We start from the raw sequence: 15,847 nt of genomic DNA on the forward strand, positions 1-15,847 counted from the left end.
GGTGTAGCTCAGGTGTAGTTCAGGTATAGGCCAGCAATCGACCGCAGAGAATGACCGAGACCCATAGCGCCATGGATAGCAGTGCTTGAAGTCTGGCCACGCCCGGCGCCTTGTGGCCGGTGTTCCATTGCTCGACCGAACGGTAGGCTCCAACGTGAAACAACAGGGCATTGAGGCCCGCCGCCGCGATCAGGCAAAGCTTGAGAATGAAGACGTTGTTGCCGGCAAAGTCATGGGGATGCGCACTGAACATCATCAACCCGGCAGGCACGATCAACAGCAGGGCCGCAACGGCCCAGGGCAGCAGGTGGCGGGCCAGCGCGGTCACGGCGATGCCCTTGGACAGCCCGAGTAGGCGCAGGTCGAACATCACCACCGCGCCCACCAATATCGAAAAGCCGACGATGTGCACCACTTCCACCAGCGGATAGAGCCACAGCTCGCTGCGCATGGCCAACCCCAGGGACGAGTCGGCCAACCGGTCCATCCAGCCTTGGGTTGAGCCTGCCTGGGAAGCCTGCATCAGCGCAACTCGGTGGTCTTGTCGCCGATGATGATGCGTTCGGCGCGTAATTCGTCGGGTTTGTTGCGGTTCGCATAGCCGACCACGGTGGCGCGGTTACCCGCTTTGAGCATGTCTTTGGTCAGCCCCCGATTCTCCATGCGTGAAGGCGGGGCCAGCACGACGGTCCAGGTTTTGTCGGTGGTCTGCAGGCGCACGTAGCCATGGGGATGGGAATACCCGGCTTCCTTGATGGTGCCGTCGAGTTCCAAGGGGTTGCTGGCGTCGTATTCGCTCCAGCCGTGGTGAGCGAGTGCTGCGGTGGTGATCAGCATCAACGCCAAACCGATGCAACGAAGGATAACGTTCATGGCAAGGTCTCCTTTGGGTGGCCGGTTCAACCGGGCAGGTATTCGCGCCAGACCCGCCGTTCATCGAGTTGAAGCAACTGTTCCTCGTCTTCGCGGAACCGACGGTCGCAATCGAGAAAAAACTCATCGAGTTGGGGTGGCTCGACGTGGGTGGCGCTGAGCATGGCGTGGACTTGTCCACGATGATGGATCTGATGTTCGAACAGGTGCAACAGCAGCCGGTCGATTCGTTCGCGCACCACACCGTCGGCACGCACCAGGTCGACGGAGCGGGCGGGGTCGTCTTCCCGCAGGGCTTCGCAGAACGCCACCAGCCGCTGGTCGGTTCGGGTCTGGTTGTGCATCAGTTGGGCAAAGGCCAGGGTCTCGGAAAAGTCTTTTATCTGGCCGTCCCGGTCGCCTTCCAGGGCGGTGAGGTAATAGCGGTCCACTTCCAGGATGTGGCAAAGCGTGGCTTGGATGGACGGGAAGAATCCCGTGCGCGGCGCGGCGTAGTCGGCCTCGCTCAACTGCGCGCAGGCGCCGAGCAGCCTGTGGTTGGCCCATTGATTGTTCAGGGCCTGAGCCAGGAAATAATTCATGGGATACCTTGAATCCTTGTGGGAGCGAGCTTGCTCGCGATGATGGCGGCCTATCCAGCATAGTCGATTCAGACAGACCGCTATCGCGAGCAAGCTCGCTCCCACAGTGTGAATTGCATGGCCTCACTATCGCGTATTCACCACAAATCCCTGTGGGAGCGAGCTTGCTCGCGATGGCGGCGGCATTATCACCGCCGGTTAGCGCCAGGCCTTGGGGTCAAAGCCCCACATCCGGCAACACCGGCCGATTGGCCATGGCCTTGGCCATGATCTGCTCCACATACACTCGATCTTCTTCTGGCAAGGCCAGGCGAGGTGGGCGGGTGAGGGCGCTGCCGCGGCCGGCGATGGCTTCGCACAGCTTGATGCATTGCACCAGGTCGGCGCGGGCGTCCAGGTGCAGGATCGGCATCAGCCATTCGTAGATCGGCATCGCCTCGGCGAAGCGGCCGGCGCGCGCCAGGCGGAAAATGGTTTCGCCCTCCTTCGGGAACACGTTGGACATGCCCGAGACCCAACCTTCGGCGCCCACGGCAAGGCTTTCCAGCACCACATCGTCCAGGCCTGCGAACAACACAAAACGGTCACCGACTTCATTGCGCACGTCGATGAAACGCCGGGTGTCGCCGGAGGAGTCCTTGAAACACACCACGTTGTCGCAATCGGCCAGGGAAATCAGGATGTCCGGTGTCACGTCATTCTTGTAGATCGGCGGGTTGTTGTAGACCATCAACGGCACATCGGCGTGGCGGGCCACGTAGCGGAAATGCTCGGCGGTCTCGAAGGGTTTGGAGCCGTAGACTAGCGCCGGCATCAGCATCACCCCGTCGACACCGACCTTGCGCACCGCGTTGGCGACCTTGGCGGCCTGCACGCTGGTGAACTCGGCCACGCCGCAGATCACTGGCACGCGACCACGGGAGGCGTCCACCGCCACTTCGGTCACGGCGATTTTTTCCTCGGCGCTCAGGGAGGTGTTTTCCCCCACCGACCCGCAGACCACCAGGCCGGAAACGCCATCGCGGATGACGTTGGAAATCACTTGGTGGGTTTTTTCCAGGTTGATGGAGAAGTCGTCGTTGAATTGAGTGGTGACGGCAGGGAACACGCCGCTCCAGTTGATACGTTTGCTCATGGGTTGTCTCCGATTGTTAATGGTTTGTGGCGAAGGCATTTGTGGGAGCAAAGCTTGCTCGCGATGCAGGCACCTCGGTTCCCCTGGAAGACCGCGTCATCTTCATCGCGGGCAAGCCTTGCTCCCACAGGGCTGTGTGAAAATCTGGAAGTCATGCGCCCGGCCAGGTATCCGAAAGCCGATACCCCTGCGGCCACGGATCGGCCGGGTCGAGCAACAGTTGATGAGTCCCGGTGATCCACGCCCGCCCGGCGATGCACGGGTAAATCGCCGGGCGTCCGGCCACATCGGTCAGTGAGTCGATGCGGCAGTGGAATTCGGAGCCGATGATCGAGCGACCGATAAACCGCTCGCCCACGTGCATTAAACCCTTGGCGTGCAGCACCGCCATGCGCGCCGAGCAGCCGGTGCCGGTGGGGGAGCGGTCGATCTTGCCGGGCTGGATCACCACGGCGTTGGCGCCAGTGGCGATGCCGTTCTCCTGGACGATGGGCGCGGCGATCTGGCAAAACGAGATATGCGACCAGTCCGGGTTCAAAGGATGGACAAAACCCAGTTGTTCGTTGGCGGCCCGGGTGATTTTCAGCCCCACGGCCACCAATTCGGCCGCTTCATCAGGACGGATAGCAAAACCCAGGCGCTGGGCGTCGACGATGACGAAGCTGTCGCCGCCGTAGGCAGTGTCCACCTGCAGCGACCCCAGCCCCTCGACTTCGATCCAGGCATCGAGGCGGTCGGCGAAGGAGGGCACGTTCTTGATCTCCACCCGTTGCACCTTGCCATCGTGGCAGTCGGCCACCGCTTCGATCAGGCCGCCCGGCGCTTCCAGTACCAGGCGGGTCTGGGGTTCGGTCATCGGCAGGATGCCGCTGTCCAGCAACACGGTGGCGACGCACAGCGAGTTGGAGCCGGACATCGGCGGGGTGTCGGCCGGTTCCATGATGATCCAGGCCATTTGCGCCCGCGGATCCTTGGCCGGCACCAGCAGGTTGACGTGGCGGAACACGCCACCACGGGGCTCGTTGAGGACGAAGTTGCGCAGGGTCTGGTCCTGGGCGATCCAGCGTGACTGCTCCCACACCGTGGCGCCGGGTGGTGGGGCGACGCCGCCGACGATCACATCGCCGACTTCGCCTTCGGCGTGGCAACTGACTACATGGATGATTTTCGATGAGCGCATGAGTCAAATCCTTGTGTTGTCTGGTTGGGCCTCATCGCGAGCAAGCTCGCTCCCACATTGTTTTTGTGTACGCCGCGCAACCCTGTGGGAGCGAGCTTGCTCGCGATGGGGCCATCCGCTATTTCACTGACTTGAGAAAAGCCGCCGTCTCCGGCTGCACCGGATGACCAATCACCTGGTCCGGTGACCCGATCTCATGGACCCGGCCATTGCAAAAGAACGCCACGCGGTCGGATACGTCCCGGGCGAAGCGGATCTCGTGGGTCACCAGCACCATGGTCATGCCGTCTTCGGCGAGCATGCGCATGGTGTCCAGCACTTCACCCACCAGTTGCGGGTCGAGGGCCGAGGTGGCTTCGTCGAAGAGCATGTAGTCCGGCGACATCGCCAGCGCCCGGGCGATCGCCATGCGCTGCTGCTGGCCGCCGGAAAGCTTGCCGGGGAAGGCCTTGAGCTTGTCCCCCAGGCCCACGTGTTCAAGCTGCTTCACCGCCAGCGCCTCGGCATCCTGGCGGCTCTTGCCCAACACCTTGCGCGGCGCGAGCATGACGTTTTCCAGTACGGTCAGGTGGGGGAAGGCGTTCCATTGCTGGAACACGATGCCGATCTTCTGCCGCAGGCGATTAAGGTCGGTGGCGCGGTCATGGACCTCGATACCGTCCACGCGAATGCTGCCTTTCTGGATCGGCTCCAGACCATTGATGCACATCAACAGGGTCGACTTGCCCGAGCCCGAACCGCCGATGATCGACACCACTTCGCCCTTGTCCACCGTCAGGCTCACACCCTTGACCACTTCCAGGTCACCGAAGGATTTGTGCACGTTTTCGATCTCAATCATTTTCCTGCCACCTTCTTTCCAGGCGTGCGCCGAGACGGGCAACCACCAGGCTCATGACGTAGTAAATGAGGCCCGCGATGCACAGCACCAGCAGGGGTTCCTGAATGCGCGTGACGATGGTTTGCGAGGCCCGCAGCAATTCGACGATGCCGATCCACATCACCAGCGCGGTGTCCTTCATCACCCCCAGCACCAGGTTCAGCCAGCCGGGAAAGGCCACCCGCGTGGCAATCGGCAGGACAATGAAACGCAGGTCCTGCACATAGCTCAGGCCCAGCGACCGACTGGCCCGGCGGGTGCTCAACGGCACCGCCAGCACGCCCCCTCGAACGATCTCGGTGAAGTACGCGGCGGCGTAGATCCCGAGGACGATGCAACCGACGGCAAAGGCGCTGAGGTTCAGGCCGGCGATACTCTTGAGGGAGTTGAACAGCACGAACTGGATCAGCAGCGGCACACTGCGAAACACGTCCAGCAGCCAGGCCAGTGGCAGGCTGGCGCGCGGCAACAACGCCCGCAACAGGCCGAACAGCAAGCCGGCGAGGGTGCCCAGCAGGATCGACCACACCGTCAGTTGCAGCGTGACCCAGGCCCCCTCGAGCAAATACAGCAGGTCGTTAACGCTGAGGCTTGTAGAAAACATGTCCCACCCTCCTCAATAACGAAACAAGCGCCAGGACAACAGCCGGGCCAGCCCGACGATCAGCTTGGCGATCAGGTAATACAGCACCGCCGCGAGGGCGAAGTATTCGAAAGTGCGGAAGGTCTTGACGTTGTATTCCTGGGTGACACCGGTGAGGTCGTTGTTCAGGCCGACCACAACCCCCAGGGACGTCATCAGCACCGCCCAGACCATCTGGTTGGTCAACGGGTAGAAGACGATGCGCAACAGCTGCGGGACGATGATCATCCGGTAGGCCTGGAAGGCGCTCATCCCCAGGGAGCGGGCGGCGCGCATTTGCGTACCGGGCACGGCCTTGAGGCCGCCGCGAAAGTTTTCCGCCAGGTAGCCGGCGTTGTTGAAGGTGATCCCGGCCAGCAAGGCCAGCCAGGAACTGACGTGCAGCCCGAGGGAGCCGAGGCCGAAGTAGAGGATGTAGATCTGGAACAGCGAAGGCGTGTTGCGGGCGATGGACACCCAGCCATTGCCCACACCCCGCAGCACGCGATTCGGGGCCTGGCGCATCACTGTCAGCACCAGGGCGATCAGCACGCCGAAGATCATCGACAGCGCGGCGGTCTCGAAGGTCACCCAGGCCCCGGCGAGCATGTCGGGCAGGGCGCGCAAGGCCGGGCGCCATTGGAAGCTGTAGTCAAACATGGGTCGGGCTCCCGGTGCGGGCGGAGGGTTGCAGCCACGTCGGCGGCTGGCCGCGAGTCGCGGCGGTGCACGCGGCCTCGACGCAATCGGCGAGGGCGGCAAAGTGCACCCCGCGACCGACCAGGCCGGGTGCGTAGTGGGCGTATTTACCGGAGTTGGTCATCAGCGTGGTGGCCTGGGGCGGGATCACCGGCTCACCCAACATGCACCAACAAGTGTCGGTTACCAGCACCGCGCCGAAGGCCTCGATGGCGATCAGATACCCGGCTTTGCGGGCCTGTTCCAGCACCGCCCGGCCGCAAGTGATCGCCAGCACCACATACGGATGCTTGACCCGGCCCGCGCACAAGGTCGCGAGGGCGGCGAATTCGCTGAGGGAGAAATGCGGATTGCCCAGTGAGACTACGTCCACCCAGTTGTCCCGGGCGCTGTTGAGCTCGCGCCAACTGGCAAGCAGCCCCGCGGCGTCGACGCTTTCCCGCGGCAACGCGACGTCGCGCTCCAGGACCTCGGCCGGGTCGAGGGCTTCCGGTGTCACCCCGGCAATGTGAAACAGCGGCGCGGCGCTGGTGGTGGCGAACGCGGCGCCGAAGGCCTTGAGGTCGTCCAGGCTCGGCGCGGCGTGTTCCAGGCCGCGTATCAGCGGAACGCGCCGGCCGGCCAGGCTGCCGATGTGATAGCCCAACAGCGGATAGAAGCTGTCATCGACCTTGCCCAGCGCCGGCACGTCGACAATCAGTTGGGCCTTGCGCGGGTCGTCGAGATGGCAGCCGGACAAGGGGGCTCGCCCGCACAGGGCGATACAGATGTCGAGGAAGTCCGGGTACTTCTGCGTGCGAGCGCCCAGCACGCTGTTGGCATAGACCACCGCGTTGGATTCGGCCCAGACGATTTGCTCGCCGGTCTTTGGCGCGGTGTCCAGCAGGTAGGGCGCACAGGTGAAACTCAGTTGGGCGCCCATCGCCATGTAGGCGTCGCCCAAGGCACTGGCCGGCTCTCCCAGGGCCGGTTCGACGCCCAGCTCGCGCCAGCGCCGCTGGTCCACGGAGATGGCATTGAGGGTGGTGGGGATGCGCACCTGCGCGCCCCACTGCACCAGTTGCTCGGCAAAGCGCAGGCTGGCCGGGCCGGTGTAGATGCAGCCGTCGATGTGGGCCTGGGTCACGTCCAGCAACTGCGTGGCGCCCTGGATCTCGGCCATGCGCAGCACGATCTGCATCGCCACTTGGGCGGCCTTGCCATGGCTGCCGTCGAGCAATGCCCGGTCTTGTTCGGTCAGCGCCAGGGTCGAGGCGGTAGGCGGCTGCGACACTGCGTCCGAACCTTGCCAACCGTCGTTGGGGCGGCGCCCGGTGAGGGTCAGGACGTCGCCTTCAAGGCGGACAAAACCCTGGCCGCGCAACCCATTGAAGGCCTCATGTCCTACGCACAACACCGGCAGCGAACGCTGGAAAATCACCTGCGCCACCAGCACGCCCAAGGTCAGGATTTCATCGGCTTCGGCCAGCACCAGGGCTGCGGGGGCGTGGCCGTTGCTGATCAGCTCCATCAAGACGCTGCTGCCGGTGCAGGAGCCGCGTCCGCTGGGAATCGCCAATACGCGCCCGGCCAGGCGCTCCCCACTCAAGGGATGGTGGCGGTCGATGACCTCGCCGCTGGCTGGATCGACCCCGCCCCAGAAGCTCAGCCCCACCTCGGCGAACAGCAGGGCGCCCTGGGCGGCACCCTCCACCAGGCTGCGGCCTTTCACACGGACAGGCGTGCTTGGCATGCGCCGATCCTCAGTAGTAGACCTGGGGAACGGTCAGGTTGGCCGGCGGGATGTCGGTGCCGACCCATTTGACGAACAGCTCCTTGTAGCGGCCCGTGCGCACCTGCTGGTTGACGAACAGGTTGAGGTAGTTGAGCAAGCCGTACTCGCTGCGCTTGGCGCCGAGGGACACGTAGTCGATGACGTAGGGCGCGTCACCGGCGATCTTCAGGCCCTTGTACTTGCCCGACTTGATGGTCGCGGCGGCCACGGTGTTGGTCACCACGGTGGCGTCGATGTGCCCCTGGGCGACGGCCAGCAGAGTGTCGTTCTGCGACTGGTAGGCGCGGAAGCTGCCGCTGCCCCAGCTCTTCTGGTCCTTCTCCAGGGCGATGGCTTCGTAGGTGCTGCTGGTGTTACCCAAGGCCTTGCCCTTGAGGTCGGCGTAGCTGTTGATGCCGGTGTTGTCGCGGGTCAGCACCACCATCTGGAAGGCGAAGTAGGGCACGGTCAGGCCGACGGTCTTGGCTCGCTCCAAGGTGTCGGAGGTGGAGGCGACGATGACGTCGGCGCGGCCGGACAGCAGCGCGGGGATTCGGTCGGAGAATGGGGTCTCCACCACTTCGGCCTCGACGCCGAGGACCTTCGCCAGGTCGTGGCAATAGTCCACGTCGAAGCCCGCCGGGTTGTTTTTTTCATCACGAAAGCCCATGGGTGGGAAGTCCAGGGTCACGGCGCAGCGCAGTTTGCCGGAGCCGATGATGTCGTCGAGCTTGTCGGCGTGGGCGGGGGCAATGAAAAGCGGGGTGAGGACAACGCTGAGGGCTACGGCCAATGCAGGGTTTTTCATAAATGCCTCGCTGTCGAATAAATGCGGTGAGATATCGTATTGAGGATTTCGTATACGATATTAAATAAGCAATCGGCGTGCCTGTTTGGGGTTCAGTTCTGGCAATTCCACCGGAACGCTGATCTAGAGGCTTTCCTGCAGGACCGTGCCACACCAAGGCACGGTGCAACGTTGGTGACGGGTGTTACAGATGGGAGCAACCACGGGGCTTGGCGCCCCATCAGGGAACATGACTTAGCCCTGATTCTCCCGATATTGGCTGGGTGACAGGCTGGTCAGGGCGCGGAACTGGCGACTGAAGGCGCTGTGATCGGTGTAACCGCAGCGCAGGGCGATCTCGGTGATCGGCAGGTCCTTGTCGAGCAACAGTCGCGAGGCTTCTTCCAGCCTTGCCTTGTGAATCATTTGCCGTGGTGTGAGTTGGAAGATGCGTTTGCAGTGCCGTTCCAGCTGCGCCACCGACAATTCGGCGATGGCGGTCAGCTCGGCAAGGCTGATGGGGCGGGCGAAGTGCTGCTTGATATGGGCGTCCACCGCCGCCAGTTTGTGAAACGCCGGGTGGTTCGATTGCGGCAGTTGCAGGTCGCGGGAAATGCCGGCAAGGCCGACGATCTGGCCGTTTGGGTCATGCAGGGCGAGCTTGTGGGTCAGGCACCATACGGGCTGGTTGCCGTAATACAAATGCAGTTCGAGCTGGTCGGCCAACTCCCGCCCGCTGGCCAGCACCCGCCGGTCCTGCTCGGTGTACAGCGGGCCGAAGCGTTCGGGGAACACTTGTTCGGCAGTGAGGCCCAGCAGGTCTCCGCTGTGTTTGAAACCGCAGCGCCGGGCCAGGGTCTGGTTGACGAAGGCGTAGCGGGCCTGCTGGTCCTTGATGAAAAACACCACGTCCGCGAGGGTGTCCAGTAGCGGGGCGATGGGCTGCAGGCTGCGTAGCAGGGTGTCGAGGTCGCAGGGGGCTAGGGAAGTGAGCGAGGGGTACATGGCCGGCGTTGTCTTTTTTGTGGGTGCGATGGCGGAGTGTCAGTCGAAAATGTGGTGCGTGTCACGCCGCTATCGCGAGCAAGCTCGCTCCCACAGGGTTCCGGTGTGTTCACAGATCTGGGGGGTATGACAATCCCCTGTGGGAGCCGAGCTTGCTCGCGATGACGGCGGCACAGGCAGCATCTCTATCAACTGGCCCACCGCTATCGCGAGCAAGCTCAGCTCCCACAGGGAATTGCGGTGAGTGCAGGTTGTATGACTAGGCAGGTCAGAGTGGGATGTGTGTTGAGGTCAGGAGGGTGGGGTTTCTTCCAGGTTCAGCAGGGTTTCGATCCGCGCCGGGCTGAAGGGTGGGCGAGGGGTGGGCGGTGTCCAGCCGAACAGGTGTTCCAGGGCGGCGCCGCAGACTCGGCCCTGGCAGGCGCCCATGCCGCAACGGCTTGCCAGTTTTGCTTCGCGCCAGTTGTCATGGCCAGCCAGTTCGCCATAGGGCACGTCCTCGCAGCGGCAGACCAGGGTGTCCGCCGTGGCCAGGTTCTTGAGCCGTGGATCGAGGGCGAAGGCCGTGTTCAAGGCCCGGGCGAAACCCTGCCAACGTGCACGACGCGGCCACAGCAGTTGGGCGGCGGCGCTATTACCAACTGCAGCATGCCCGGCGATGGCGCCTTCCACCAGCGCCAGTTCGCTGCCGCCGAAACCGGTGCACTCACCGGCGGCGTAATGTTCACGGCGCGAGGTCGCTTGCCAGGCGTCAACCGCCAGCGCCTGGTCCTCCACCGCGCAGCCCAGGGCCTGGCCCAACTGGGTATTGGGAACGAGCCCGAAACCGCAGGCGAGTCGGTCGCAGGCCAGTTCAATCATCTTGCCTTGCTGTTGCAGGCGCACGCCCTCCAGCCGCTCCCGTCCGAGCGCCTCTACCAGATGGGTGTCGGTGCGGTAATGCCGGTCGAACAGACTGAACGCTTGGAAAAACTTCCCCGGCCAGCGTGGCAATTGCGCGGCGAAACCAGCCACGGCGCCGCGACGGGCCTGCTCGGCGATGCGCAGCACCTGTGCGCCCTGATGTGTTGCCGTGGCGGCACTGGCCAGCAGCAAGGGGCCGCTGCCGGCGATGACCAACCGTTCGCCGCGCACCGGCAAGCCGCCCTTGATCAGCGCCTGCAACCCGCCGGCGCCGGTCACGCCGGGCAGTGTCCAGCCGGGAAACGGCAACAGCAGCTCACGGGCACCGGTACAGAGAATCAAGCGCTCGTAGCGGATCTGCCAACCGCGCTCGGCATCTTCCACCAGCAAGGTTTTATCCCCGGCGCAGGCGATCACGCGGGTGCCGGCATGGCAGCGTACGTTGGCGCAGGTGTGCAGTTGATCGCGCAGGCGTCGGGCGGCGCTGGGCAGATTGGCCTGGGGGCCGTCGCGCCAGATCTGCCCGCCGGGCAGCGGGTTGTCGTCCAGCAGCACGATGCGCGCACCGCTGCTTGCCGCCGCGAGGGCGGCGGCCATGCCGGCGGGGCCGGCGCCGATGATCAGCAGGTCGGTGGTTTCGTTCATGGTCGGGTCTGCACGTGCATGCCATCGAGGCACAAGGTCTGGCAAGCCAGGCGGCGACGACCGTCGATCAACACCCGGCATTCCTGGCAGACGCCCATGCCGCACAACGGAGCACGGCGCTGGCCGCTGACCGAGGTACGACTGCAACCGTCCGCGCCCAACGCCAATGCCGCCGCGACGCTGGTGCCATGGGCGACTGACAGCGGGCGGCCGTCCAGAAATAGGTCAGGCATGGGGCCAATCCTCCTTGGTGAAGCGGATGTCTTGAGCGCCCCCAGAACCTGTGGCGAGGGAGCTTGCTCCCGCTGGGCTGCGCAGCAGACCCAAAACAGGGCCGCTTCGCGCCCCAGCGGGAGCAAGCTCCCTCGCCACGGGGTTAACCCTATCCCCGGAGCAAACAGGGGAATTGTGTCGGGCTTCAGGCATGGGCGGGTTCTCCGAGGAAACGCTGCGGCAGGTAAGGCTGCGCGGGCAATGGCGAGGTCTCGTCGAACAACTGCGTCACCAGCAGGTCGGCCGTCGCGGGCGCGGTGGTGACGCCCAGGCCTTCGTGACCGACCGCCAGCCACAGTCCCGTGCGCTGCGGATGTCGGCCCACCAGGGGCAAGCCGTCGGGGCTTGCTGCGCGGAAACCGGTCCAGGCCCTGATGCCGTTCAGATGCGCCAGCCCAGGCATGTAGTCGACGGCACGCTTGAGCATCTTCGCCAGCATCCAGCCTTCCACCTGCGGGTCGACGGTGCCGAACTGCCGCGAGGCACCGATGAACAATTGCCCGGTCGGGCGTGGCTGGATATTGCACGCCACCGACGGTCCGCTGGCGTTATGGGCACTGGTGACGTAGCCCAGCTCCACCAAGGTGTGGGTGACGGTGGCGGGGTAGCGGTCGGTGATCAGCAGGTGGCCTTTCTTCGGCTCGATCGGCAGTTCCGGGCATAACTCGGTGGCCTGGATGCCATTGGCGAGGACCACCGCCTCGGCGCTCAACCAGCGCCCATCATCGAGGCGTACGCGAGCGCCGTCGATTTCGCTGACCTGTGCCCGTTGCTGGCGGATGTTAGGCGCGTCCAGCATCCAGCGGGCGGCTGCCGGGGCGTAGAGGATGCCGTCGCCCCTGATCAGCAATCCGCCTTCCAGCCCTGGGCGCAGTTCGGGTTCACGCTGGTGCAGGGTGGCTTGGCCGATCAATTCACAGGCTTCGCCATGGGCCACCAGGTTCAGGTACTTAGTGTGGGCCACGGCCATTTCCTCGGCATTGGCCGCCAGCCACAAGGTGCCGTTGTTGCGCCAGGCGCAGGCCTCGGGCAGTGCCGGGGCCAGTTCGCGCCAGCGTTGCAGGGAGTATTGACTGAGTGCCAATTCCGCCGGGTTGTCATCCAGCACCAGCAGATGTCCCATGCCGGCCGCCGTGGCCCCGTGCCAACCGGCGTCCAGCACCAACACATTCAGATTGCGCTGGGCCAATGCCTGGGCACAGGCCGCGCCAATGATGCCCGCGCCGATGATGATCACGTCGGCGACATGGCCCTCGCTCACGGACGTATGCCCCAGGCGAACGGGTCATCCGCTTCGATGATCAGGGTGGTTTCGGCACTGATGTAGGCACGGCCGCGAATGGTCGGCACGATGCGCTCGCCCAAGCGTTCGTAGGAGCCCTCGAACTCGCTGCCAATCACACTGGCCTGGTGCCAGATCTGCCCGGGTTGCAGTTTTCCATCGGCCGCCAGGCACGCCAGTTTGGCGCTGGTGCCGGTGCCGCAAGGGGAGCGGTCATAGGCCTTGCCCGGGCAGAGCACGAAGTTGCGGCTGTCGGCGTGCGGGTCATCGGCAAACAGTTCGATGTGGTCGATCAGGCCGCCGTCCTCACCGCGAAAACCCTGCTGCTCCAAGGCTTGCTGCACGGCGTAGGTGTAGGCGGTCAACGCGTCGAGGTTATCGCCGGCCACCCGCTGGCCATGTTCGGCGATCAGGAAAAACCAGTTGCCGCCCCAGGCCACATCGCCGACTACCTGGCCGATGCCCGGCACCTCCAGGGCCAGCGCCTGGCGGTAACGGTAGGCCGGTACGTTGCGCACGCTGACCGAGCGGTCTTCGTGCAAGGTGGCCTGTACCGTGCCCACCGGGGTTTCGATACTGTGCACGCCGGGGCCGATCCTGCCCAGGTGGGCCAGTGACGCCACCAGCCCGATGGTGCCGTGGCCGCACATGCCCAGGTAGCCACTGTTATTGAAAAAGATCACGCCGGCACAGGCGCTTGGGTCCACCGGCTCACAGAGCAGCGCCCCCACCAGCACATCGCTGCCCCGGGGTTCCAGCACGCAGGCGGTGCGCCACGCGTCATGCTCCGTGGCCAGGCGTTGCTTGCGCTCGGCCATGCTGCCCAGGCCCAGGTCAGGAAAGCCGTCGGTGACCAGTCGGGTCGGCTCGCCGCCGGTGTGGGAATCGATCACAGTGATACGTTTCATGGGAGGGCCACGTCCGTTCAGATGAGTAACGGCAAGCGTGGCCCGCGTCCAGGGGGGACGGCTTGATGGTTTTATCTGTCGCCGATGACGAAATCGGCACAGTGCCAGCCCATCAATGGCTGGAAGGCAGGAACTTGAACAAGGTCTCGCAGACTCCTGCGATGTGTTCGTCCAGCAGCGCCACGGCCCGTTCGACATCACCGGCGCGGCAGGCCTTGATGATTTCCCGGTGCTCATGATCGGCACGGTCCTTACCGGCTGACAGGCTCATCTGCATGCGCAAGTACCGCTCCAGCTTGTCGTGGACCGAGCGAATCAGACTCACCATGAACGGCCGTTGCGCCGGCTCGTAGAGGCACGCATGCAGTTGCCAGTTCAATTCGGCCCAACGGCCCACGTCGTCTTCACCGACGAACTCCTGGCAGATGCCTTCGGCGCGGGCGAAGGTGTCTTCGGTCATGTTGGGGATCGCCAGGCGCAGCACTTTGTCTTCCAGGAGCATGCGCACCTCGAACATCTGCGCCAGCTCCGCCTCGGAAATGCGCGTCACCATCGCCCCGCGATTGCGCTGGAACATCACCAGGCCCTCGGCCTCCAGACGCTTGAGGGCTTCGCGCACGGGGATCTTGCTGACGTTGAACTGGCGGGCGATGTCATCCTGGCGAATCGGCTCGTCCTCGGCAAAGTGTCCGGCCACGATGGCATCGCGCAGGTGGCGGGTGATGATTTCCGAGGTGGAAGGGGTGTTGCCCAGGTCGGGCAGGTTGAATTTGGATAAAGTCACGGCGGCGGGTCATTCGGCTTAGGTGGGGATATGGTATACGACTTTGCCGGGGTGGTCCTTGAAGCAGGCGATGAAGCCGCCAAGGGTACGGAACTGTGGCGAGGGGATTTATCCCCGTTGGGCTGCGTAGCAGCCCCAAAATGAGCAGCTCCTATCTGCCTGACACACAGCAATGTCAGGCTTTAGGGCTGCTGCGCAGCCCAACGGGGATAAATCCCCTCGCCACAAGGTTTTGTGCTCAGCAGTGGGACAGGCGAGTCCCATAAGCCTCTGTCCGGACGATGCGCCACCCAGTGACCGACGCCCCCGCCAGCAGCGCCAGGCCGAACACGATCAACGCCACGTCAGCGCCAAAAGCGTCAGCCAGCAGCCCGGTCACCACCACCGGGATGCTGAACCCGACATAGGCGAACAGGAAGAACCCGGCGCTGACCCGGGCTTTCTCCGCCCCGGCCATGGCCGTGATAGCTGACAAACCACCGAGGTACAGGAAACCGTAGCAGGCGCTGCTGGCCCCCAATGCCCCCAGCAGCACGGCGAGCAGGGAGCCGGCGCTTGCGCCCCAAGCCAGCAGCGCGTAGCTCGCCGGCAGGATCAACAGGCCCAGACCCGTGGCCCTGGCCGGCGGCATGCGCCGCACCCAAGGCTGGAAGAGCAAGCCGCAACTGATGACCGTGAAGGTCGATAGACCCGACCAACGCTGCAAATCGTGGGTCGCCAGTACAGACGGCAATAGGGCGATAACCAGGCCCGAAGTCGCCCAGGCCAACAGCATGGAAAAACTGTAGGGCAGGCTGCCGGCGGGAAACAATGGCAGGCGCAGCAGCGGCGCGTCTTTGATTTTCAGCGCTGGGTCCGGGAGCCGCCAGACCACGACAATCGCGATGGCGGCCAACATCAGTTGCAACCAGAAGCTGCCGGGCGTGGCGCTGTGATGGACGAACAGGAACAGACTGGTCAACGCCGCGCCCAGGCCAAAACCCAGGGAGGTGCTGGCGGTGACCCGGTTGGCCGGCGAGCGGGCATCGCCGGTTGCCATGAGCTCGGTCATATAGGCGGTCGACGTGGCCGAGGCCAACCCCGTGCCGACCCCCATCATCAGGCGTGCCACGCCCAGCGCCACCAGGTTCGGCCAGAGCAAGGTCACCAGCGTCGCCAGCATCGACAGCCCGAGCGCGACCAGGATCAACGGCTTGCGGCCCACCCGGTCGGCCAACCCACCGAACGCCAGCAGGACCGGCAGCACCCCCAGCACATAACCGGAAAACGCCACCGCCGTGGCGCCGGCCCCGTAGCCGGATAACTGCGCGTAGGTGGTGTACAGCGGCGCCTGCAGGTTGACCGCGAGGGTGATCAGGCAGAGGCCGAAAGCCAGTCCCCAGGAATGTCGATGCTGTGGGTTCAAGGGTGTTCCTTAAAGGTGTGCATGAAGTCCCGAGGACTATCACCGCCAGGCACAACGCAAACAAGAAACAGACCCAGGCCATTTGTGTTTAACTGTTTGCTAAAAAATAGAGAACACTTAGCCAAGAGTGCC

17 protein-coding genes are annotated in these 15,847 nt (G+C 64.2%); all 17 read right to left on the reverse strand.

Annotation, left to right across the window (positions count from 1 at the left end; genetic code table 11):
* Positions 1 to 19: 19 nt before the first annotated feature.
* Complete coding sequence (locus AC3A5O_RS13920; RefSeq protein ID WP_487753306.1) at positions 20 to 523, reverse strand: DUF6644 family protein; 504 nt, start codon at positions 521 to 523, stop codon at positions 20 to 22.
* Positions 523 to 873 carry a DUF6152 family protein gene (locus tag AC3A5O_RS13925; RefSeq protein ID WP_122566445.1) on the reverse strand — a complete coding sequence of 117 codons (351 nt, stop codon included), beginning with the start codon at positions 871 to 873 and terminating at the stop codon, positions 523 to 525. Before AC3A5O_RS13925 ends, AC3A5O_RS13920 begins: the two co-directional genes overlap by 1 nt.
* Before the next feature lie 26 nt (positions 874 to 899).
* Positions 900 to 1,454, reverse strand: coding sequence for a DinB family protein (locus AC3A5O_RS13930; RefSeq protein ID WP_122566446.1), 555 nt, complete (start codon positions 1,452 to 1,454; stop codon positions 900 to 902).
* 217 nt (positions 1,455 to 1,671) lie between these two features.
* Positions 1,672 to 2,589: a dihydrodipicolinate synthase family protein gene (locus AC3A5O_RS13935; protein ID WP_283557217.1), complete on the reverse strand. Its 918-nt coding sequence runs from the start codon at positions 2,587 to 2,589 to the stop codon at positions 1,672 to 1,674.
* 151 nt (positions 2,590 to 2,740) lie between these two features.
* Positions 2,741 to 3,769: a trans-3-hydroxy-L-proline dehydratase gene (locus AC3A5O_RS13940; protein WP_305470766.1), complete on the reverse strand. Its 1,029-nt coding sequence runs from the start codon at positions 3,767 to 3,769 to the stop codon at positions 2,741 to 2,743.
* A gap of 118 nt (positions 3,770 to 3,887) precedes the next feature.
* Entirely contained in the window at positions 3,888 to 4,610 is a 723-nt protein-coding gene (locus tag AC3A5O_RS13945) for an amino acid ABC transporter ATP-binding protein (protein WP_487753307.1), read from the reverse strand.
* Complete coding sequence (locus tag AC3A5O_RS13950) at positions 4,603 to 5,253, reverse strand: amino acid ABC transporter permease (protein ID WP_092172958.1); 651 nt, start codon at positions 5,251 to 5,253, stop codon at positions 4,603 to 4,605. The genes AC3A5O_RS13945 and AC3A5O_RS13950 overlap by 8 nt, the downstream gene beginning before the upstream one ends.
* 12 nt (positions 5,254 to 5,265) lie before the next feature.
* Positions 5,266 to 5,931: an amino acid ABC transporter permease gene (locus tag AC3A5O_RS13955; RefSeq protein WP_305470770.1), complete on the reverse strand. Its 666-nt coding sequence runs from the start codon at positions 5,929 to 5,931 to the stop codon at positions 5,266 to 5,268.
* Positions 5,924 to 7,702 (reverse strand): cis-3-hydroxy-L-proline dehydratase, encoded by a 1,779-nt coding sequence (lhpI, locus tag AC3A5O_RS13960; RefSeq protein ID WP_487753308.1) that lies wholly within the window; start codon positions 7,700 to 7,702, stop codon positions 5,924 to 5,926. Before lhpI ends, AC3A5O_RS13955 begins: the two co-directional genes overlap by 8 nt.
* Positions 7,703 to 7,712: 10 nt before the next feature.
* Positions 7,713 to 8,531, reverse strand: coding sequence for an ABC transporter substrate-binding protein (locus AC3A5O_RS13965; protein ID WP_122566451.1), 819 nt, complete (start codon positions 8,529 to 8,531; stop codon positions 7,713 to 7,715).
* Positions 8,532 to 8,765: 234 nt separating this feature from the next.
* Positions 8,766 to 9,515, reverse strand: a complete 750-nt coding sequence (locus AC3A5O_RS13970) for a PAS domain-containing protein (RefSeq protein WP_487753309.1) — start codon at positions 9,513 to 9,515, stop codon at positions 8,766 to 8,768.
* Positions 9,516 to 9,806: 291 nt separating this feature from the next.
* The gene (locus AC3A5O_RS13975; protein ID WP_487753310.1) at positions 9,807 to 11,063 is read right to left on the reverse strand and encodes an FAD-dependent oxidoreductase; all 1,257 of its coding nucleotides are present in this window, start codon (positions 11,061 to 11,063) and stop codon (positions 9,807 to 9,809) included.
* Entirely contained in the window at positions 11,060 to 11,296 is a 237-nt protein-coding gene (locus AC3A5O_RS13980) for a 2Fe-2S iron-sulfur cluster-binding protein (RefSeq protein WP_122566454.1), read from the reverse strand. Before AC3A5O_RS13980 ends, AC3A5O_RS13975 begins: the two co-directional genes overlap by 4 nt.
* A 185-nt stretch (positions 11,297 to 11,481) precedes the next feature.
* Entirely contained in the window at positions 11,482 to 12,597 is a 1,116-nt protein-coding gene (locus AC3A5O_RS13985) for an NAD(P)/FAD-dependent oxidoreductase (protein ID WP_305492259.1), read from the reverse strand.
* The gene (locus tag AC3A5O_RS13990; protein WP_305470779.1) at positions 12,594 to 13,526 is read right to left on the reverse strand and encodes a 4-hydroxyproline epimerase; all 933 of its coding nucleotides are present in this window, start codon (positions 13,524 to 13,526) and stop codon (positions 12,594 to 12,596) included. The genes AC3A5O_RS13985 and AC3A5O_RS13990 overlap by 4 nt, the downstream gene beginning before the upstream one ends.
* 112 nt (positions 13,527 to 13,638) lie before the next feature.
* Positions 13,639 to 14,310 carry a GntR family transcriptional regulator gene (locus AC3A5O_RS13995; protein ID WP_487753311.1) on the reverse strand — a complete coding sequence of 224 codons (672 nt, stop codon included), beginning with the start codon at positions 14,308 to 14,310 and terminating at the stop codon, positions 13,639 to 13,641.
* Positions 14,311 to 14,548: 238 nt separating this feature from the next.
* The gene (locus AC3A5O_RS14000) at positions 14,549 to 15,715 is read right to left on the reverse strand and encodes an MFS transporter (protein ID WP_487753312.1); all 1,167 of its coding nucleotides are present in this window, start codon (positions 15,713 to 15,715) and stop codon (positions 14,549 to 14,551) included.
* Positions 15,716 to 15,847 lie beyond the last annotated feature (132 nt).

The sequence above is a fragment of the Pseudomonas sp. Soil_N_39 genome (genome assembly GCF_057655955.1).

Coding starts and splice junctions, on each gene's coding strand:
- AC3A5O_RS13935 (WP_283557217.1), bottom strand. CDS start 2,589: ATGAGCAAACGTATCAACTGGAGCGGCGTGTTCCCTGCCGTCACCACT.
- AC3A5O_RS13965 (WP_122566451.1), bottom strand. CDS start 8,531: ATGAAAAACCCTGCATTGGCCGTAGCCCTCAGCGTTGTCCTCACCCCG.
- AC3A5O_RS13925 (WP_122566445.1), bottom strand. CDS start 873: ATGAACGTTATCCTTCGTTGCATCGGTTTGGCGTTGATGCTGATCACC.
- lhpI (WP_487753308.1), bottom strand. CDS start 7,702: ATGCCAAGCACGCCTGTCCGTGTGAAAGGCCGCAGCCTGGTGGAGGGT.
- AC3A5O_RS13950 (WP_092172958.1), bottom strand. CDS start 5,253: ATGTTTTCTACAAGCCTCAGCGTTAACGACCTGCTGTATTTGCTCGAG.
- AC3A5O_RS13920 (WP_487753306.1), bottom strand. CDS start 523: ATGCAGGCTTCCCAGGCAGGCTCAACCCAAGGCTGGATGGACCGGTTG.
- AC3A5O_RS13955 (WP_305470770.1), bottom strand. CDS start 5,931: ATGTTTGACTACAGCTTCCAATGGCGCCCGGCCTTGCGCGCCCTGCCC.
- AC3A5O_RS13970 (WP_487753309.1), bottom strand. CDS start 9,515: ATGTACCCCTCGCTCACTTCCCTAGCCCCCTGCGACCTCGACACCCTG.
- AC3A5O_RS13975 (WP_487753310.1), bottom strand. CDS start 11,063: ATGAACGAAACCACCGACCTGCTGATCATCGGCGCCGGCCCCGCCGGC.
- AC3A5O_RS13930 (WP_122566446.1), bottom strand. CDS start 1,454: ATGAATTATTTCCTGGCTCAGGCCCTGAACAATCAATGGGCCAACCAC.
- AC3A5O_RS13945 (WP_487753307.1), bottom strand. CDS start 4,610: ATGATTGAGATCGAAAACGTGCACAAATCCTTCGGTGACCTGGAAGTG.
- AC3A5O_RS13940 (WP_305470766.1), bottom strand. CDS start 3,769: ATGCGCTCATCGAAAATCATCCATGTAGTCAGTTGCCACGCCGAAGGC.
- AC3A5O_RS13980 (WP_122566454.1), bottom strand. CDS start 11,296: ATGCCTGACCTATTTCTGGACGGCCGCCCGCTGTCAGTCGCCCATGGC.
- AC3A5O_RS13990 (WP_305470779.1), bottom strand. CDS start 13,526: ATGAAACGTATCACTGTGATCGATTCCCACACCGGCGGCGAGCCGACC.